This window comes from Mesorhizobium sp. M1C.F.Ca.ET.210.01.1.1 (assembly GCF_004791585.1).
In the GTDB taxonomy this organism is placed as follows: Bacteria; Pseudomonadota; Alphaproteobacteria; order Rhizobiales; family Rhizobiaceae; genus Mesorhizobium.
The window spans coordinates 1-17212 of record NZ_SRUU01000025.1; the positions used below are offsets into that span (position 1 = coordinate 1).

At 64.9% G+C, this 17212-nt stretch carries 19 protein-coding genes and 1 pseudogene; 9 read left to right on the forward strand and 11 right to left on the reverse strand.

Translation table 11 applies throughout. The features are described from left to right. Nucleotides 1-318: 318 nt before the first annotated feature. Complete coding sequence (locus tag EN853_RS23885; RefSeq protein ID WP_127859560.1) at nt 319-2316, reverse strand: PhoX family phosphatase; 1998 nt, start codon at nt 2314-2316, stop codon at nt 319-321. A gap of 357 nt (nt 2317-2673) precedes the next feature. Between EN853_RS23885 and EN853_RS23890 the strand changes: the two genes are divergently transcribed. From EN853_RS23890 to EN853_RS23900, 3 genes are all read left to right on the forward strand, one after another. Beyond that, entirely contained in the window at nt 2674-3012 is a 339-nt protein-coding gene (locus EN853_RS23890; protein WP_127859561.1) for a hypothetical protein, read from the forward strand. A gap of 19 nt (nt 3013-3031) precedes the next feature. Beyond that, nucleotides 3032-3733, forward strand: a complete 702-nt coding sequence (locus EN853_RS23895; RefSeq protein WP_127859562.1) for a phosphatase PAP2 family protein — start codon at nt 3032-3034, stop codon at nt 3731-3733. An 81-nt stretch (nt 3734-3814) separates the two neighbouring features. Continuing rightward, on the forward strand, nt 3815-4084 hold the full coding sequence (locus tag EN853_RS23900) for a helix-turn-helix transcriptional regulator (RefSeq protein ID WP_127859563.1): 270 nt from the start codon (nt 3815-3817) through the stop codon (nt 4082-4084). A gap of 110 nt (nt 4085-4194) precedes the next feature. On the opposite strand, the gene EN853_RS23905 is transcribed toward EN853_RS23900, so the two are convergent. Continuing rightward, nucleotides 4195-5121 (reverse strand): DMT family transporter, encoded by a 927-nt coding sequence (locus EN853_RS23905; RefSeq protein WP_127859564.1) that lies wholly within the window; start codon nt 5119-5121, stop codon nt 4195-4197. Between the two features lie 136 nt (nt 5122-5257). After that, a complete protein-coding gene (locus tag EN853_RS23910) occupies nt 5258-6118 on the reverse strand; it encodes an ATP/GTP-binding protein (protein ID WP_127859565.1) in 861 nt (286 codons plus the stop codon). Nucleotides 6119-6230: 112 nt separating this feature from the next. Between EN853_RS23910 and EN853_RS23915 the strand changes: the two genes are divergently transcribed. Further along, nucleotides 6231-7016 (forward strand): helix-turn-helix transcriptional regulator, encoded by a 786-nt coding sequence (locus tag EN853_RS23915; protein WP_127859566.1) that lies wholly within the window; start codon nt 6231-6233, stop codon nt 7014-7016. Between the two features lie 30 nt (nt 7017-7046). Here the strand turns inward: EN853_RS23915 and EN853_RS23920 are convergent, their stop codons facing one another. The 3 genes from EN853_RS23920 to EN853_RS23930 are packed head-to-tail and all read right to left on the reverse strand — an operon-like array spanning nt 7047 to nt 9297. Further along, nucleotides 7047-7853 carry a lipo-like protein gene (locus EN853_RS23920; protein ID WP_127859567.1) on the reverse strand — a complete coding sequence of 269 codons (807 nt, stop codon included), beginning with the start codon at nt 7851-7853 and terminating at the stop codon, nt 7047-7049. Between the two features lie 41 nt (nt 7854-7894). Next, nucleotides 7895-8827, reverse strand: a complete 933-nt coding sequence (locus EN853_RS23925; RefSeq protein WP_127859568.1) for a CHAD domain-containing protein — start codon at nt 8825-8827, stop codon at nt 7895-7897. After that, nucleotides 8824-9297: a CYTH domain-containing protein gene (locus EN853_RS23930; protein WP_127859569.1), complete on the reverse strand. Its 474-nt coding sequence runs from the start codon at nt 9295-9297 to the stop codon at nt 8824-8826. Before EN853_RS23930 ends, EN853_RS23925 begins: the two co-directional genes overlap by 4 nt. 90 nt (nt 9298-9387) lie before the next feature. On the opposite strand from EN853_RS23930, the gene EN853_RS23935 reads away from it, so the two are divergent. The 4 genes from EN853_RS23935 to EN853_RS23950 are packed head-to-tail and all read left to right on the forward strand — an operon-like array spanning nt 9388 to nt 13116. Beyond that, on the forward strand, nt 9388-10092 hold the full coding sequence (locus tag EN853_RS23935) for a DUF1956 domain-containing protein (RefSeq protein ID WP_127859570.1): 705 nt from the start codon (nt 9388-9390) through the stop codon (nt 10090-10092). Next, entirely contained in the window at nt 10089-11054 is a 966-nt protein-coding gene (locus EN853_RS23940) for an HlyD family efflux transporter periplasmic adaptor subunit (RefSeq protein ID WP_127859571.1), read from the forward strand. The genes EN853_RS23935 and EN853_RS23940 overlap by 4 nt, the downstream gene beginning before the upstream one ends. Further along, a complete protein-coding gene (locus EN853_RS23945; RefSeq protein WP_127859572.1) occupies nt 11051-11971 on the forward strand; it encodes an ABC transporter ATP-binding protein in 921 nt (306 codons plus the stop codon). Before EN853_RS23940 ends, EN853_RS23945 begins: the two co-directional genes overlap by 4 nt. Continuing rightward, nucleotides 11968-13116 (forward strand): ABC transporter permease, encoded by a 1149-nt coding sequence (locus EN853_RS23950; RefSeq protein WP_348631604.1) that lies wholly within the window; start codon nt 11968-11970, stop codon nt 13114-13116. The genes EN853_RS23945 and EN853_RS23950 overlap by 4 nt, the downstream gene beginning before the upstream one ends. Nucleotides 13117-13203: 87 nt before the next feature. On the opposite strand, the pseudogene EN853_RS23955 reads toward EN853_RS23950, so the two are convergent. Together EN853_RS23955 and EN853_RS23960 are read right to left on the reverse strand one after the other, a co-directional pair. Beyond that, nucleotides 13204-14179, reverse strand: a pseudogene (locus tag EN853_RS23955) (threonine/serine dehydratase). 184 nt (nt 14180-14363) lie between these two features. Continuing rightward, nucleotides 14364-14687, reverse strand: a complete 324-nt coding sequence (locus EN853_RS23960) for a hypothetical protein (protein WP_127859573.1) — start codon at nt 14685-14687, stop codon at nt 14364-14366. Nucleotides 14688-14856: 169 nt separating this feature from the next. Here EN853_RS23960 and mbfA point away from each other — a divergent pair, with 169 nt between their 5' ends. Then, nucleotides 14857-15840 carry an iron exporter MbfA gene (mbfA, locus tag EN853_RS23965; RefSeq protein WP_127859574.1) on the forward strand — a complete coding sequence of 328 codons (984 nt, stop codon included), beginning with the start codon at nt 14857-14859 and terminating at the stop codon, nt 15838-15840. Here mbfA and EN853_RS23970 read toward each other — a convergent pair whose 3' ends face one another. The 3 genes from EN853_RS23970 to EN853_RS23980 form a co-directional block, all read right to left on the reverse strand. Then, nucleotides 15841-16266, reverse strand: a complete 426-nt coding sequence (locus EN853_RS23970; RefSeq protein WP_127859575.1) for an ankyrin repeat domain-containing protein — start codon at nt 16264-16266, stop codon at nt 15841-15843. It abuts the gene before it with no gap. Nucleotides 16267-16338: 72 nt separating this feature from the next. Continuing rightward, nucleotides 16339-16683: an antibiotic biosynthesis monooxygenase gene (locus tag EN853_RS23975; RefSeq protein ID WP_127859576.1), complete on the reverse strand. Its 345-nt coding sequence runs from the start codon at nt 16681-16683 to the stop codon at nt 16339-16341. After that, a complete protein-coding gene (locus EN853_RS23980; RefSeq protein WP_127859577.1) occupies nt 16680-17048 on the reverse strand; it encodes an NIPSNAP family protein in 369 nt (122 codons plus the stop codon). Before EN853_RS23980 ends, EN853_RS23975 begins: the two co-directional genes overlap by 4 nt. Between the last annotated feature and the right edge of the window lie 164 nt (nt 17049-17212).

Below are 17212 nucleotides of genomic sequence, written 5' to 3' on the forward strand. Positions count from 1 at the left end.
ACCGACCTTGCGGCCCGCTCCGGCTCCAAGAAACTCGCCATCATCGCCGTCGCAAGGAAGCTCCTGGTCGTCCTCAACGCCATCATTCGAGATAAAACAGCTTTCGCATGAACACAGTTGCCATGCCGTAACCTCGGCCGAACGATGCGATGGTGCAGAATTCTGCTCCGCTGCATCTTTCGTTTGAGGTTACGGCATGGATCCCAGGGTCTCCGCGACGGAGCTGCGCTCCTGCTTCGCCCTGGGATGACGACGAGGGGAGGTTCTTGCCAATTCCCGACGTCTGCGACGGTGCCCTTGCCGCAGAGACCAGGCCCGTCAGACCCCGATTTTGCCGCCGCCCTGCCTGGTGATGGCGACGACCGACGGCCGCACCGGCATATCCGGCTTGAAGTCCGGCCAGCGGGTCGACGGGTCCTCGTAATAGGACGGACGGCCGAAGCCCTCCCAGTCCTCGCCGCCGTCGCCCGGATGCTGGACCGAGACGAAAGCGGTCTGGTCGTCCGGCGCAAACAGCGGGCCGCACATCTCGGCGCCGATCGGCACGCGGAAGAACAGCTTTGACGTCGCCCGGGCGGAGCCTTCTGTGTCGACCGCCCACAGGCCGTCGGTGCGGCCGGTGGCCTTCGGGCCCTGGCCGTCGGTGGCGACCCACAGCCGGCCGGCCGAATCGACGGCGCAATTGTCCGGCATGCCGAACCAGCCATTGGCGGTGGTGGCTGTCGAGAAGGTTGCGCCGACATCGGCGACCGAGGGATCGCCGCATTTCAACAGCACTTCCCACTTGCCCTTGGCAGCGGCGAAGTCGCCGCCATCCTCGACGATCTCGATGATGTGGCCGAAAGCGTTCGCGGCGCGCGGGTTGGCGGCGTCGACCTGGTCAGCCTTGCGCTTGGAATTGTTGGTCAGCATGACATAGACCTTGCCGTTGCCGGCATTGGGCTGGATGTCCTCCGGCCGGTCCATCTTGGTGGCACCGAGCAGGTCGGCGGCGCGGCGCGTCTCGATCAGCACGTCGGCCTGGCCGGCAAAGCCGTTTTCCGCCGTCAGCGGGCCTTGACCAAACACGATTGGCATCCATTCGACCGAGCCGTCCTCGGCGAACTTCGCCACATGCAGCGTGCCGTCGTCGAGCAGGTTCATGTTGGCGGTTCGGTCGTTCGGATTGAACTTGCCGCTGGTGACGAATTTGTAGACATAGTCGAAGCGCTCGTCGTCGCCGAGATAGAAGACGACGCGGCCATCCTTGGCGACGATCGATTCGGCGCCCTCATGCTTGAAGCGGCCCATGGCGGTGCGCTTGCGGGGCACGGAGGTCGGATCGTTGACGTCGACCTCGACGATCCAGCCGAAGCGATTTGGTTCGTTCGGCTCCTTGGCGAGGTTGAAGCGGTCGTCATGCGCGCCCCATTCATAGGCGCCTTCCGGAATGCCGAGGCGCTTGTAGTTGGCTGCTTCCTTGTGGCCTTCCGGCAATTCGCCCGAGAAATAGCCGTGGATGTTCTCCTCGGCCATCACATAGGTGCCCCAGGGGGTGACGCCGCCGGCGCAGTTGTTGACGGTGCCGATGACCTTGGTGCCGGACGGATCGGCATTGGTCTTGACGCGATCGTGGCCGGCGACCGGACCGGAAAGCACCATCTCGGTGTTGGAGGTGATGCGACGGTTGAGCTTGCCGTCGCGCACGACCTGCCATTTGCGGCCGTCCTTACGGATCTCGACGATGGTGCCGCCATGCGCCGCCATCTCGACATCGACCTGCTCCTTGCTGAGCGGCGCCACCTCGGCTGCCTTCTTGCCGTCCTTCTCGACGATCTTGACGATGCCGGGGAACATCAGATGCGGGTTGGTGTATTCGTGGTTGACGACCAGCAGGCCATGTTCGGCCGAGCCGTCGATCGGGATGTAGCCGATATAGTCGTTGTTGTAGCCGAACTGTCTTGCCTGGGCCGCGGCCGATTGTTTGGTCGGGTCGAAGTCCGGCGAATCGGCAAACAGCGGGTCGCCCCAGCGCAACAGCACATCGGCATCGTAGCCCGGCGCGACATGATGCTTGTCGTCGATGCCGGCTTCGAGCTCATCGAATTTGAAAGCAGACCCTTCGGCGGCGCGCGCATCGTCGGCGGCAACGAGCGCCAGCGGGCTGACGGTGGCGGCGATGGCCGAGACGGCCAGCGAACCCTTCAGGAAACCGCGGCGCGAGAAGCGCGCGGCGATGATCTCGCCCATGGTGCGGTTGTCGGTGGGATTGACGGGCGGCCCGTCATTTTCCTCGAGCAGGCTGGTGCGGAAGCGGGTCTCAGGGGATTGGGTCATAAGCTGTCCTCTGGCTCATGAAGTGGCTGGAACGTGTGACCTGTCGATCCCTATAGCCGGCCGATCACATTTTCGTGACACCGGCAGCCTAAACAAGGCTGATTTGCCGACTGATGACTTTTCGTCTCCGGCCGCGCACGCACCAGCGCCGATTACCGGCACAACGACCGGGCGGGCAGGTCCCGAGCGGCCTCGGCGCAAGGCGCCAGCCAAGGTTGCGGGGCGTATTTTGCGACATCCGGCTTCTATCCCGTAGCAGCGCGCCTTGCCCGACGCGATCAGCTTGACGGCTTCGCGCGCTTCGGAAACAAGGGCGGCGACGGGCGCGGCGAAGGCCGCTTCAGGAGGGGCGAAAACGTGAGTTTCTGGGGCTTGGCGCAGCTTGGCGTCTCGACGGTGATCTTCCTGCTGGCGGCGATGGCGGCCAAACAATGGGGGCTGGCGCCGAGCCTGGCCAAGATCCTCTTGACGCTGGCACTCTATTCGGCCGGCAATCTGATCATGCTCAGGCTGATCCGCGAATTCGGCATGTCGGTGTCGTTCAGCCTGTCGGCGGTGATCCAGCTGGTGTCGGTGAATGTCGTCGCCCTGGTCTTCTTCGGCGAGCGCCTGAACGCGCTCCAGGCGACCGGCGTCGTGCTGGCGATCGCCGCGGTCGCGCTGATCACGCTCGGGCCCTATATGCAGCGGCTGTAGGTGGACCGAGGGCACCCGAATGAAATCGAACGCCAACGCGCTGCTCAGCAAGATAGAATTCCCGGTGCTTCTGGCCGGGCTGGTGATCGCCGGCGGGCTATGGGGCCTGGTGGAACTGATGGAGGTGGCGCGCGCCACGACGCCGCACGCCTTCGACACGGAAATCCTGCTCGCCTTCCGGCATGCCGGGCAGCCGGACAGCCCGATCGGTCCACACTGGCTGGAAGGTACGGTGCGCGACATCACCGCGCTCGGCAGCACCAGCGTGCTGGTGCTGATCACCAGCGCGGTCATCATCTACCTGCTGCTGATCCGACGGCCGACAACGGCGCTGTTCATCTTCGTGGCCGTGGCCGGCGGGCAGGCGCTTTCCAGCCTGCTCAAGTTCGAAGTCGACCGGCCGCGGCCCGAGCTCGTCTCGCATCTCGTCAGCGAGACTTCACTCTCCTTCCCCAGCGGCCACGCGATGCTGTCGGCGGTGACCTATCTCACCCTTGGTTCGCTGGCGGCCCGCTTCCTGCCGGACCGCACGACCAAGGTTTTCGCGCTCGCGCTGGCCGTGCTCATCACGGTGCTGGTTGGGACCAGCCGCGTCTATCTCGGCGTGCATTGGCCGTCGGACGTGCTCGCCGGCTGGTGCGCCGGCTTCGCCTGGGCCATGTTGTGCTGGCTTGCGGCGCGCCTGCTGCAGCGGCGCAAGGTGGTGGCGGACAGCGAATGATCCGCACCGATTGATGCTGGAGACATTGCAATATTTATATTGTACATCGATATTGCATATTCAGACATGGACCCCCCGCCAATGATGACTGCCGCACAGATGCGCGCCGCGAGGGCATTGGCCGGCGTCGACCAGCGAACGCTCGCCGCGCGCGCCGGGGTTTCGCTCCCGACCATACAGCGCATGGAAGCGAGCGAAGGCGTCGTCAGGGGCGTTGTCGATTCGCTGATGAAGGTCATCCAGGCGCTCGACGAGATCGGCGTGGAGCTGGTCGGCGAGAACCAGGCCAGCGAGCGCGGCGGCAGGGGTGTGCGCCTCAAGGCCACCGCGGCGCAGAACCCGCAGGGCTAGAGCTTTTCAGCGATTCATAGAATCGCCGAACTGCTCCAAGTATTTGTCTTTGCGCAAGTCCCGAAACCGGTTCCCACTTTCGGGAGACATGCTTCAAGCCGCAACCGACATCAAACTGCCGCTTCGATCGGCTCGGCAAGTTTCGGGTTTGCCCGTGCGGCGATCAGGCAGCCGGCGACGATCAGGCATGCCCCTGCGAGCGTGGTCCAGGCCACTTCCTCGCCGAAGAAGAACCAGCCAAGCGCGATCGCCCAGATGAAGGCCGAATATTCCGTCGGGATCAGATATTGCGCTTCGGCGCGGGCGTAGGCCCAGCTCATCAGGAACTGGCCGGCGAGCGACAGCGCCGCCACTCCGACCAGCGGCAGCCAGAGCTCCCTCGGCAGCGCGACGGCGAGCCACGGCGCGGCCAGACCAAGGATGATTGCAACGCAGAGGTTCTGGAACAGCATGATCTCGATCGGCTTGGCCAACAGCGCCTGTCGCCGGGAGAGGATCAGATTGTAGGCATAGAACACCGTCGATACGAGCACCGCTGCCGTGCCAAGCAGCGCATCTTGCGAGCGGCTTGCCTGGCCGAACTGACCGGCCAATATGATCGCGACGCCCGCGATGCCGGCGAGCGACGCCCAGACAACCTGCCGCCTTATGCGTTCGCCCAGCAACAGCGCGGCGAGCAGAAGGGCGAACAGGGGCGCGACAAAGCTGAGGCCGATCGCTTCGGCGAGCGGCAGCCTGGCGAGCCCCCAGAAGAATGAGAGCAGGACGATGCCGACAATCGCGGCGCGCAACGCATGCAGCCTGAGCACCGGAAGGGATGGCTTCGAGCGCGGCCCTGCCGACCAGGCCGCGCCCGAGACCAGGGTCGCGACCATGCTGCGCCACAGCACCGTGTTGTAGACGCCAACCGCGATGACCAGGGACTTCATCGCCGCGTCCATCCCGGACAGCAGGAAGATCGCCAGCGCGCAGACGAGCACCGGGATCGTCGGGGAAACGGCGCCGGTCAGGCTTGATGTCTTCACCGCATCACTCATGGCAGCCGGATATCCCGCGGCGGATTGCGGAACCAGATGGCAGCGCCGTCGATATGCCGGTCCAATCCCGGATATCGAGAGCAGACCCTGGATGGAGGGCCAACCCTGATTGACGTCGTTCTCGCCGCGGCGGCTCTCAGTCGATCCTCAGCGCCGCGACCGCGCCCTCGTTCATCAGCGGGACAAAGATGGTCGAGTTGCCGTCGGTGCCGATGTCGGCGCTACCAGGCTTGAAGGTGGCGACGACCTCCGGCTTGCCGCCGGCCTTGCAGCGATAGAGCGTGCCGGTCATGTAGGCAGTGGCGTAGATATCGTCGCCGATGGCGACGATGCCGTCCAGGTTGGCGAATTCCTGAGCGCCGGGCAGCGGCGTCACCTTCCTGCCGGCGAGATCGACCGCCAGCAGGCCGCCAGGTTTCGCCGTGCTGAAATCGGGCTTGATGCCCTTGCCCCAGGACGCGACGATCAGCCGGTCGCCGTCGGCGAAGATGCCGTTGGGCGAGGCCAAAAGCGCATCCTTCACGAACAGCTCCGGCTTGTCGCCGTCGATGCGGTAGATCGTGTCGGCCAGCATATCGGTGACATAGACCTTGCCCGAGGCATCGGCGGTCATGTCGTTGAGGAAGACCGCGCCCGGCACGTCGATGGTCGAGACCAGCTTGCCGCTGGCGAGGTCGACGACGCGGATCTTGGTGATATCGGAGGCGTAGAGCTTGCCGCCGGCGATCGCCATGCCCTTGGGCGCGTCCATGCCTCCCACCCAGTTGCGCGAGATGACCTTCCCGTCCATCGACAAGAGCGACAGGTAGCCGTTGCCGTCCGCCTTGCCAGGATTGCCGGCGATGTTGGAGACGACGATGCGCTTGCTGGCGATATCGACAAGCGCCGATTCCGGCTGCTCGAAGCCGCCGGCCCGCCAGATCTCGCCCGCCTGGGCGACTGGTGCCGTTGCGATGCCGGCGATGGCGAGAAAGGTCGAAGCGATGAGGGTTTTCATGATGCTCTCCTGTGATGACGGCGGAGAGCTAGGTTTTTCGATACTTTTCCGGAAGATGGTTCGAGCGTAGTATTGAAAGTCGATACGAATTGGCGCGGATGAGGTGCATTCCATGAACGGTCCGATCTTCGAGGCGTTGAAACGGACGCTGAAGGCCAAGGGGCTGACCTACCGGACGCTGGCCGAGCGAATGGGCGTTTCCGAGCCCACGGTGAAGCGCATCTTCCATGAGCGGAACTGCAAGCTCGACCGGCTGACGGAGATCTGCGCCGCGGCCGAGGTCGAGCTGGAGAACGTGCTCGGCTCGATGAATCGGGGACCGGGGCCGGCCAACCATGTCGCGCCCGAGATTGAGCGCAGGCTCGCAGCCAGACCGGCGCTGCTCTTCGTCTTCATCATGCTGTCGGAGAAATTCACGCCCGAAGGCATAATGCGCTCGCAAGGCCTGAGCGAAGCCTCGATCTTCCTCTATTTGCGCGACCTGGAAGAGCTCGGCCTGGTGGCGCTCGGGCGCGGCCTGTCGGCGAGGCTGTTGGTCGACACACCCATCCAGTGGAATTTCGAGGGACCGCTGAAGCCGCATTTCGAGACGACCAACAAGAATTTCGTCGGCTGGGCGATAGCCCATCTGGAACGGGGAGCGACCTTCGTCAGCTTCTCGCGGCGCATGCGGCCGGAAACGGCGGAAATGGTGCGGCGCGAGGCGGAGGATTTGGCCGAGCGCGCAAAGCTGCTTGCCCATCACGACCAGCACACCACGCCGGAGGATCAGCTCGTCGGCTACAAATGGACGTTTGCCTTCGGCGCGACGCCGTTTCCGGCGATCATGCCGATCGGGCCGCATCCGCGCGATGCCGGGGCGCGGGTCGAGGCCGCGAAGCGACCGCTGCCGGCATGATCTGTCGACAGGCTCTCGCCTGAGGCAGAGCTACCCGACGGCCTTTTCTTCCGAGCCTGGCGCCGTGTCTTCCCACGCGACCGCCCGATAGTCGAAACCATATTCGAGCGTCGGCTTGACGATGCGGAAATAGGGCGACAGGTCGAAGTCGCGTGGCGTGTAGAGCGAGTGGTGGCGGATGTGCAGGATCTCCCGCCGCATATAGCTCGACTGCGCCGAGGCGCGGCCCGGCGCGCGCGTGATCTCAGGCAGGATCGGATAGCGGACCTGGCCATAGGCTTCGGCGATCAGCGTCGAGCAGATCGCCCGCGTCGGATCGCCCGAGCCGAACGCCAGCATGCGGCGGCGCCATCGCACCGGTACCGGCGGCGTCGGCAGGAAAAAGCGCAGCATGTCGAAAATGTTCTTGAGATCGTATCTCAGGCCAAGCTTGCCGATCATGAAGGCAACGACCTTGTCGCGATCCTCCGGCGTCAGTCCGCTCGCCCGGCAGATGCGGGTATTGTAGGTGCGGTAGCGCGACAGCGGCACAGCAACGCAGCCTTCGCCGAGCGTCACCTCGATCAGCCGCGGCCGTTCCGACCCGTCTTCCGGCTTAGGCAAGGCATCGCCGACATAGAAGGCCGCATGCGACCAGGTGGACTGGGTGAGGTACTTGATCGCCGCCGAGATCTTCTGGTTGCCTTCGATGAGCAGGATGTCGCCGGGCTGCAGCGTGCGGCGCAGCGTTTCGGCATCGGATGGCGTATAGGGTTCATAGCCCGAAGATTCATCCTGCAGCCGGCCAGCGAGCCAGCGGCCAAGTCGATCCAGAAGGGTGTCGGCCGGCGCAGTCATGCCAGACGCCGATTAGCACAGACCGGCCATTTAGACCATGATCAGGCCGCCTTCGCTTCCTCGTGCGGAGCCGCGAGATCGTCGCGCGCCTTGCGCGCGAGCTTCCTGGCCGAGCGCTTGGGGCTGTCGCCGAACAATTCGGCGGCCTCGGTGAGGCAGGCCTTGCCGAGGCTCTTTTCCGAACGCTTCAGGAGCTTGCGCAGAAGCTTCGTGTCGCCGGGCGGGCCGAGCGGCTCGCCGTCGGCGGCGAGCAGGGCGCGCATGACGAAGACGTCATGCAGCTCGCCCAGCAGCTCGCCAAGCTTGTCGACCGCCTTGCGGCGTGCCTTGATCGGCGTCGGCCACAGGCGGCCGAGCAGCGACAGGTGCATCGAGTGGGTTTTCGCCGCCTTGCGCAGATCGTGAAAGTCATCGGCCTCGCCGCGCGAGCCGGCCTTGTCCAGCGCCTTTTTGGCCCGCCGCAAGGTGGCGCGGGCGCCGTCGGCCAGGATGTCCGCCGCCTGCTCGGGCTGGTCGGGCAGGGACAGCCCGTCGATACGCTCCAGCCCTTCCCGGCAGGCGGCTTCCGCCGCGTTGATGGCGGCGTCGAGACCGGGACCGGCGTGAAGCTCGTGCTGGCGCAGCACCAGCCGATCGCGGACGGCGTCGAGGCCACCGCCGGCGGTCTGCTCCGGGAAGGCATCGGCCAGACGGTCGACGGTCTCGATGAGAGCGGTCGCCTCGCGCGGGCCCGCCAGCAGCGCCGAGACCTGCTTGTAGCATTCGTTCTCGGTCTGGCAGAACGGTTCGTCACCGGAACGAACCAGCCGCAGCAAGGCCCGCACGTTCTTCAGCCGCTTGCGGCACTTGTGCAGCCCCTGCTCCGGCTTGTCGCGCGCCGTCTCAAGATGGCCGAGCGCCTTGCCGATCTCGTCGGCCAATATGCGCCTAACCTCGCCGGTCAGCGGCAAGCGCGGATCGATGCGAAAGCTCATGCGGCGATCTCCGGAATCCCCCCGAGGGCCAGCGACGCGTTGTAGAACCTCGACTCGCTGGTGACCTCGCGACCGAGCCAGTCGGGCAGCATTTCGTCAGGTACGTCCTCCGGCGTCTCCAGCTCCGCGACCACGAGCCCCGAGAGCACTCCGCCGAATACATCGACTTCATAGAGATAGCCGCGGTGTCTAACATGGTGGCGTGTCTTCTCGATGACACGCCCGATGGCAAAAGCCATCATCTCCTCGGCATCGGCGAGCGGGATCGGGAATTCGAATTCGTCGCGCTCGCGCGCCCTGTCGCCGAACTTGAGTGTCAGTTGCGCCGAAGCACCGTCGCTGATGCGCACACGCACCGTGCGCCCGGGCGCGGCGGCGAGGTAAAACTGGCGAATGCGGATTTCCGCCTCGACCAGATGGCGCCAGGCGTTGCCGGAGACCAGGAACTTGCGCTCGACTTCCTTGCCCATGGCCGCGCACTAAAGCGTGCGGGGACGGACATGGCAAGCCGAGTCGGGATTCAATTTGACTTTAATCAATCGATTGATTAAAGTGGCTTCATGAGCAAGCAGACGAACGCCAAACGGCCGCAACGCGAAGCCTCTCCCGCAGACCAGACACGCGCGGCGCTCGTCCATGCCGCGCTCAAGCTGTTCGGGCGGCAGGGTTTCGACGGCACTTCGACGCGCGAGATCGCAGCCGAGGCCAAGGCCAATATCGGCTCCATCGCCTATCACTTCGGCGGCAAGGAAGGCCTGCGCGCCGCCGCCGCCGACTTCATCGTCGAGACCATCCAGGGGGTCGCCGGCCAGGCGCTCGGCGCACCCCAGGCGACTACCCCCTCAAACCCGGAAGCCGCGCGGGCACAGCTCTTTGCGGCGCTGGAGCGGATGGTCGGCTTTGTCGTGGCAAGCCCACAGGCCGGCGAGATCGTACAATTCGTACTCCGCGAGCTGTCCCACCCGACGGCAGCACTCGACCGCATCTATGCCGGCGTGTTCGAACCGACGCACCGTCGGCTTTGCCAGATCTGGGAGCAGGCCACCGGCGAGCCGGCCGAGAGCGAGGCCACCAGGCTCACCGTGTTCACCATGATCGGCCAGGTCATCTATTTCCGCATCGGACGCGAGGCGGTGCTGCGCAGGATGGGCTGGCGCGAGATCGGCGACAAGGAGGCCGCCAAGGTCGTGGCGGTCGCGACCGACAACCTCAGGGCAATGCTGGCGGCGCGCGATCCGGCCGCCGGCAAGAAGGGCAGATCATGAGTTTTCTTTGTGCGCTGCCGCTCGCGGCCCAGTTGTTCAGCGCTTGCGCGCCGCCCGCGCCGCTCGCCGTCGGCTATGTCGAGGGCGAATATGTGCTGCTCGCGCCGATCGAGGTCGCGCAGGTGACGACGGTCGGCGTCAAGCGCGGCGATCGGGTGACGCCAGGCATGCCGGTCGCCACACTGGAAGACGCCGACGCCGAAATTGCCGTGGTCCAGGCTCAAGCCGCGCTCGCCCAGGCGCAGGCGCAGCTTGCGGACCTGCAGGTGGGCAAGCGGCCGGACGAGATCGCCGTGCTCAAGGCGCAAGTGGACATGGCCAAGGCGCAGGCCGCGGACGCCAAGCGCAAATACGATCGCGCCAGCGACCTCTACAGGCGCGGCACCGGCACGCAGGCCGACTACGACACGGCTTCGGCTTCGCTGGAGACGGCCAACGCGCAGGTCGGCCAGGCCGAGGCCAACCTCGCCGTCGGCGGACTGCCGGGGCGGCCGGAGACGATCAAGGCCGCAGAGAACCAGGTCCAGCAGGCGCAATCGGAGCTGGGGCAGGCGCGATGGCGGCTGTCCAAGCGCGTTCTGGCGGCGCCTTCGGCCGGCCGCGTCAACGATGTCATCCGCAATCCGGGCGACACCGCCGGACCGACCGCGCCGGTGATCTCGGTGCTGCCGGACGGCGCGGTGAAGCTCAGCGTCTACGTACCGGAGACCGCTTTCTCCTCGGTGAAGGTCGGCACACTGCTCAGCGTGCGTTGCGACGGCTGCGGGCCGGATCTCAAGGCGCGCGTCAGCTATGTGTCGCCCGATCCGGAGTTCACCCCGCCGGTGATCTATTCGCTTCAGAACCGGCAGAAGCTGGTCTATCTCGTCGAGGCACGGCCGGAAGGCGATGCCAGCCGGCTGCAGCCAGGCCAGATCGTCGACGTCGACCTCGCGGACATCGGGGCGGACCTCCCAAAATGAGCGTCATCGACGTCCACGGGCTGGTCAAGCGCTTCGGCGACAAGACCGTCGTCGACCATGTGACGATGACGGTGGCCGAAGGCGAGATCGTCGGTTTCCTCGGGCCGAACGGCTCGGGCAAGACGACGACCATCCGCATCATGTGCGGGCTTCTGACGCCGGACGAGGGCGAGGGCACGGTACTCGGTTTCGACATCCGCTCCGACTCGCTCAGGATCAAGCGCGAAGTCGGCTACATGACGCAGAAATTCTCCTACTACGAGGATCTGACGATCGGCGAGAACCTCGAATTCGTGGCGCGGCTCTACCAGCTGAAGCCGGTCGAGGACTATGTGTCGCGGACGCTGCAGGAGCTTGGCCTGGCAACGCGCCGCAACCAGCTCGCCGGCACGCTCTCCGGCGGCTGGAAGCAGCGGCTGGCACTCGCTGCCTGCATCATGCACAAGCCGAAGCTGCTTCTGCTCGACGAGCCAACGGCGGGCGTCGACCCGAAGGCCCGCCGCGAGTTCTGGGACGAGATCCACAGGCTGGCGAGCGGCGGGCTGACGGTGCTGGTCTCCACCCATTACATGGACGAGGCCGAGCGCTGCCACCGCATCAGCTACATCTCCTACGGCAAGCTGCTGGCCACCGGCACGGTGGACGAGGTGGTCAAGAATGCCGGGCTGACCACCTTCGTCGTGCAGGGACCGCGGCTCGACCGCGTGGCCGAAGCGCTGGAGGGCCGACCGGGCGTCGACCAGGTGGCGCCGTTCGGCGCCACGCTGCATGTCGTCGGCTCCGACAGGGCGGCGCTGGAAAAGGCGCTTGGCGATGTCGAGAAGGAGCACAAGGGGGTGACGGTGACGCCAGGCGAGACCAGCCTGGAAGACGTGTTCATCCAATTCATGGCCGGCTCGAAGGACAACATGACATGAAGGATGGCTTGAGAGCGGTCTTTTCCTTCGCGAGGCTCGGCGCGCTCTTGATCAAGGAGTTCATCCAGATGCGGCGCGACCGCATCACCTTCGCCATGATGCTGGGCGTGCCCTTGCTGCAGCTCGTGCTGTTCGGCTTTGCCATCAACAACGATCCCAAGAGCCTGCCGACGGCGCTGGTGGCAATGAGCAACGACCAGTATACACGCGCCATGGTCTCCGCCCTGCGGATGACCGGCTACTACCGCTTCGACCATGTGTCCGAAAGCGCGGCCGAGGCCGAAATGCTGATGGCCAAGGGTGCCGTCTTGTTCGTCGTCACCATCCCGGCCGACTTTGCCCGGCGCGTCGAGCGCGGCGACAGCCCTCAGATCCTGATCGAGGCCGACGCGACGGATCCGTCGGCGGCAAGCGGCGCCATTTCGACGCTGAGCAAGGTGGCGAGCCAGGCGCTGCTGCGCGCCCAGGGCATGCAGGCGACCGCTGCCGAAACCGCCAAGCAGCAGCTGCAGGTGGTGGTGCACCAGCGCTACAATCCCGAAGGCATCTCGCAATACAACATCGTGCCCGGCCTGCTCGGCGTCATCCTGCAGATGACCATGGTGATGATGACGGCGATGGCGCTGACCCGCGAGACCGAGCGCGGGACGATGGAGAATCTGCTCGCCATGCCGTCAAGCCCGACTGAGATCATGCTGGGCAAGGTGCTGCCCTTCCTTGTCGTCGGCGCCGTGCAGGTGACGGTGGTGCTGGCGGCGGCGAAGCTCTTGTTCGGCGTCCCCTTTGTCGGCAGTCTGACGCTGCTGCTTTCATCGGTGCTCGTCTTCGTGCTCTCGCTGGTGCTGCTCGGCTACACGATCTCGACCCTGGCCCGCTCGCAGATGCAGGCTATGCAGCTCACCTTCTTCTTCTTCCTGCCGTCGCTGCTGCTCTCTGGCTTCATGTTCCCTTATCGGGGCATGCCGGGCTGGGCGCAGATCTTGGGCGAGATCTTCCCGCTGACGCATTTCCTGCGCATCACGCGCGCCGTCATGCTGAAGGGCGCCGACTTCAACGCGGTCGCCGCCGAGGTCGGCTGGCTGGCGGTGTTCGTGGTGACCTTCGCCGGCGCCGCCCTGCTGCGCTTCCGGCGGACGCTGGACTGAGCGTTTCTACAGTGCACACCCTTTTCATGTCGGCGGGACAGCGGGGGGCGCGAAGGAACGCGGCGATCCCTGCGTGCGGGCCGTAGCCTATGCCGCCGCCATGATTTCCGCATAAGTGCTGAAATCGACATTGCCGCCGGAAAGCACCACGGCCACGCATTTGCCGGCGAGGTCGATCTCGCCGGAAGCGAGCGCGGCGAGCGCAACGCAGCCGCCCGGCTCGACCACCAGCTTCAGATGGACCATGGCGTCGCGCATCGCCTGCGCTGCCGCCTTGTCGGAGACGGCGATGGCGCCGGCGAGATTCCTGCGGTTGATCTCGAACGTGATGGCGCCGGGTTCGGCGGTGAGAAGCGCGTCGCAGATCGAGGTGTGGCCGGGCTCGTTCGAGACCCTTTCGCCCTTGGCGAGCGAGCGGCGCGTGTCGTCGAAATGTTCCGGCTCGACCGCCCAGACAGCGGTCTGCGGCGAGGCGTCCTTGACGGCGACGGAAATGCCGCTCGACAGACCTCCGCCGCCGCAACACGACGACAGCGTCGAGGCTGACGTTCAGCGCCTCCGCCTGCCGCATCAGCTCCAGCCCGATCGTGCCCTGGCCGGCAATGATGGCCGGATCGTCGAAGGGCGGCACCAGCACCATGCCCTTCTCGATATAGGGGCGGACGACAGTCATGCGATCGTCCTTGTAGCGGTCGAACGGCACCACCTCGGCGCCCATCTTGCGGACATTGCCCACCTTGAGCGCCGGCGCGTCGACGGGCATGGCAATGACCGCCTTGACGCCGAACATGGCGGCCGAAGCGGCGACACCTTGGGCGTGATTGCCGGAAGAGAACGCAACGACGCCGCGGCCGCGCTCTTCTTCGGTTAGCGACGACAATTTGTTGTAGGCGCCGCGGATCTTGAACGAGCCGGTGCGCTGCAGCGTTTCGGGCTTGAACAGGATGCGGCCGCCATAGCGCTTGTTAAGCTCCGGCGATTCGATGAGCGGCGTTTCGACGACCAGGCCGGAAAGCCGCGCGGCGGCGGCGCGGATGTCGGAGATGCCGGGGAGGGTGGTCATGGGCGTGGCCTCGTGAAGAACTGGACCGCCCATGGTGCACGGAAATTGTCCCGGTGCGCCAACGAAAAGATGTGACGGAGACAATGTTGGCGAGTGACGGTCGCGTTGGCGCTTCCCGGCCCTCCGCTATGGCTCCGGGCGTTCGCCGCTCGAAAAGCCCATTCGGGCGCTTTTCGACCGCTCCTCACCCCAGCAGCGTGCGCGTCCTCTTCTTGCCGCCGAGCTTGCGCCAGCTGTTGAAGCGGTGGGTGGCGGCGGCAAACGAAATCTTCATCTGCTGGGCGACCGTATAGCGTGACTTGCCCTCGTCGAACATGCGGTAGCAGCATTCGACGCCTTCCTCGGTCAGCTTGCCGTCCAGAGTCTTGTTGTGCGGATTGGCGGGATCGAATTTTTCCGTCTGCTGCTCGACGAGGCCCTTGAGGCGCTGCAGGTCGGCCTCGATGCTGGCGATGAGATCGAGAACGGGTTTTACGTCGAATGCGTGCGGGGGCTGCTTGTCCGTCATCCCTTGTTCCTTAGTTACTGGCTGGTCACCCATATAGGTGAACATTCGGCAATAATGAAGAGCGGGGAACGCTGGATCGGCGAATTCTGGCTGCCACACGACGTCCGTGATTGACCCTCGGCACGCGAGTGCCTAGTTTAGAATAATTCTAATCTAGGGTGATTTCCTCATGCTTTCCCGTGTTTTCGGCTTCGGCCGCCGCTCCTTCGATTCGCTGTCGGAGCAGGAGATCCTGGCGCTGGCGATCTCTTCCGAAGAGGATGACGGGCGCATCTATCGCGCCTATGCCGATGGACTGGCGCAGGACTTTCCGCAATCGGCCAAGGTGTTCGAGGCGATGGCGGAGGAGGAAGACGGCCATCGCGATTCCCTGATCGAGCTGCATCGCAAGCGTTTCGGCGAGCGCATTCCGCTGATTCGCCGCGAGCATGTGAGGGGCTATTACGAGCGCAAGCCCGACTGGCTGGTGCGGCCGCTCGGCATCGAGCATGTGCGCCGCCAGGCCGAGGAAATGGAGCGGCAGGCCTACCGCTTCTATGTCGAGGCGGCCAAGCGCACGACCGATGCCTCGACCCGCAAACTGCTTGACGAGCTGGCCGCGGCCGAGCTCGGCCATGAGAATTCCGCACACGAACTGGAGCAGGCGCATGTCCCGGGCGCGGTGAAGGAGGAGGAAGCGAGCGCCGAGCAGCGCCAGTTCATCCTCACTTATGTGCAGCCGGGACTGGCCGGGCTGATGGACGGCTCGGTGTCGACACTGGCGCCGATCTTCGCCGCCGCCTTTGCCACGCACGCCACGTTCCAGACCTTCCTCGTCGGCCTCGCCGCTTCGATCGGCGCCGGCATCTCGATGGGCTTCACCGAAGTGGCGTCCGACGACGGCAAGCTGTCGGGCCGCGGCTCGCCGGTGAAGCGGGGCCTCACCGTCGGCGTCATGACGACGCTGGGCGGGCTCGGCCACGCGCTGCCCTACCTCATCCCCTATTTCTGGACGGCAACCATCGTCGCGGCGATCGTGGTGTTCTTCGAGCTGTGGGCGATCGCCTTCATCCAGAACCGCTACATGCAGACGCCGTTCTGGCGCGCCGCCTTCCAGGTGGTGCTGGGCGGCGCGCTGGTGTTCGGCGCGGGGGTGCTGATCGGGAATGCGTAGCTACTGCAGTTTCGCGGATGAAGGGCGGAGACCAAGCAGATCGAGCACACGCTCAATCTTCCGCGGTCTAAGACCCGACGTTTGCTCAATCCAGTCGGCAAGTTTCCAGCCGTGTGGATTGCAATCGGTCTTGGCTCCGTGCCTCAAAAGCCACCGTATAAACGGCTCATGTCCTGCGTGTGCGGCCAGAGACAGAGCCGTCTCGCCAAAGTCATTCGACGCGTGAAGCTCTGCTCCGTGAGAAAAGAGCAACTCGCCAATAGCTGTATCGCCTTCGATGGCTGTAAGCATGAGGAGCGACCAAGAAAACTGGTTGGTCAGATTTGCATCGAGCCCGTTGTCGAGCGCATGCCTCAGGCCGAGAATGTCCGATCTCTTGATAAGCCGGTGAACTTCTTCGAAGCTTAGTGGTTCGGTGCTCGTCATAGTACCCAAGCTATGCACCGTTGGAGACCGCCTAGACAACCGGTAATCTTCACTACGTCGCAGACCTAGAATTCATCCATTCACCGCGCGACTGTCCTGCGGCGCCTCGGCCCTTTCGGTCATCCCGTAGTCGCGCACGACATGGGCGATGCGCAGACGATAGCCGGCAAAGATCCCGCCGCGGCCGGCCTGCTGCGCCTGGCGATGCTCCTCGGTGTTGCGCCAGGCCTTCACCGCTTCCTCGTCGCGCCAGAAGGACAGCGAGAGCACGCGCTTCGGGTCGGTAAGGCTCTGGAAGCGCTCGACCGAGATGAAACCGTCGATGCCCTCGAGCAGCGGCTTTAGCTTCGCGGCGATGCCGAGATAGGCATCGCGTTTGCCTTCAGCCGGCTCGACCTCGAAGATCACAGCGATCATGCCTCTATCCCTTCCCTGATCGTTACGTCGGTTTGAAAAAGCTGTCTTGGGCCATGCGGTCCCGAGACCAGTTTCAGGAAGACGCGATCTTCCTTGAGGATGAATTTTTCGCGCCGCGCGAACTCGTAGTTTGCCTTGCCGGCGGGGTCGGCGGCAAGCCGCGCGCGATAGGTTTCATAGGCGGCGAGGCTTTCGATGTTGTAGGCCGCGTAAGCCGTGGTCGCCGAACCCTCATGCGGCGCGTAATAGCCGATCAGGTCGGCGCCACAGCGCGGGATGGCCTGGCCCCAGGCACGCGCATACTGCTCAAAGGCCGCCTTGCCGAACGGGTCGATCTCGTAGCGGATGAAGCAGGTGATGGTCATATCGGTCTCTCCTCGTCGGTTGGTTTTGCGGCGGCAACAGTTCGACCACGGTCGAAACATCGCTTGCCTCGATCTGCTAGGCATTCTCCTGTCAGGAGCGTCTGCCGCGCTGCTTGAGCTCGCCCGAGAATAGTGCTTCCATCACAGGAATGCTTCGATAAGGA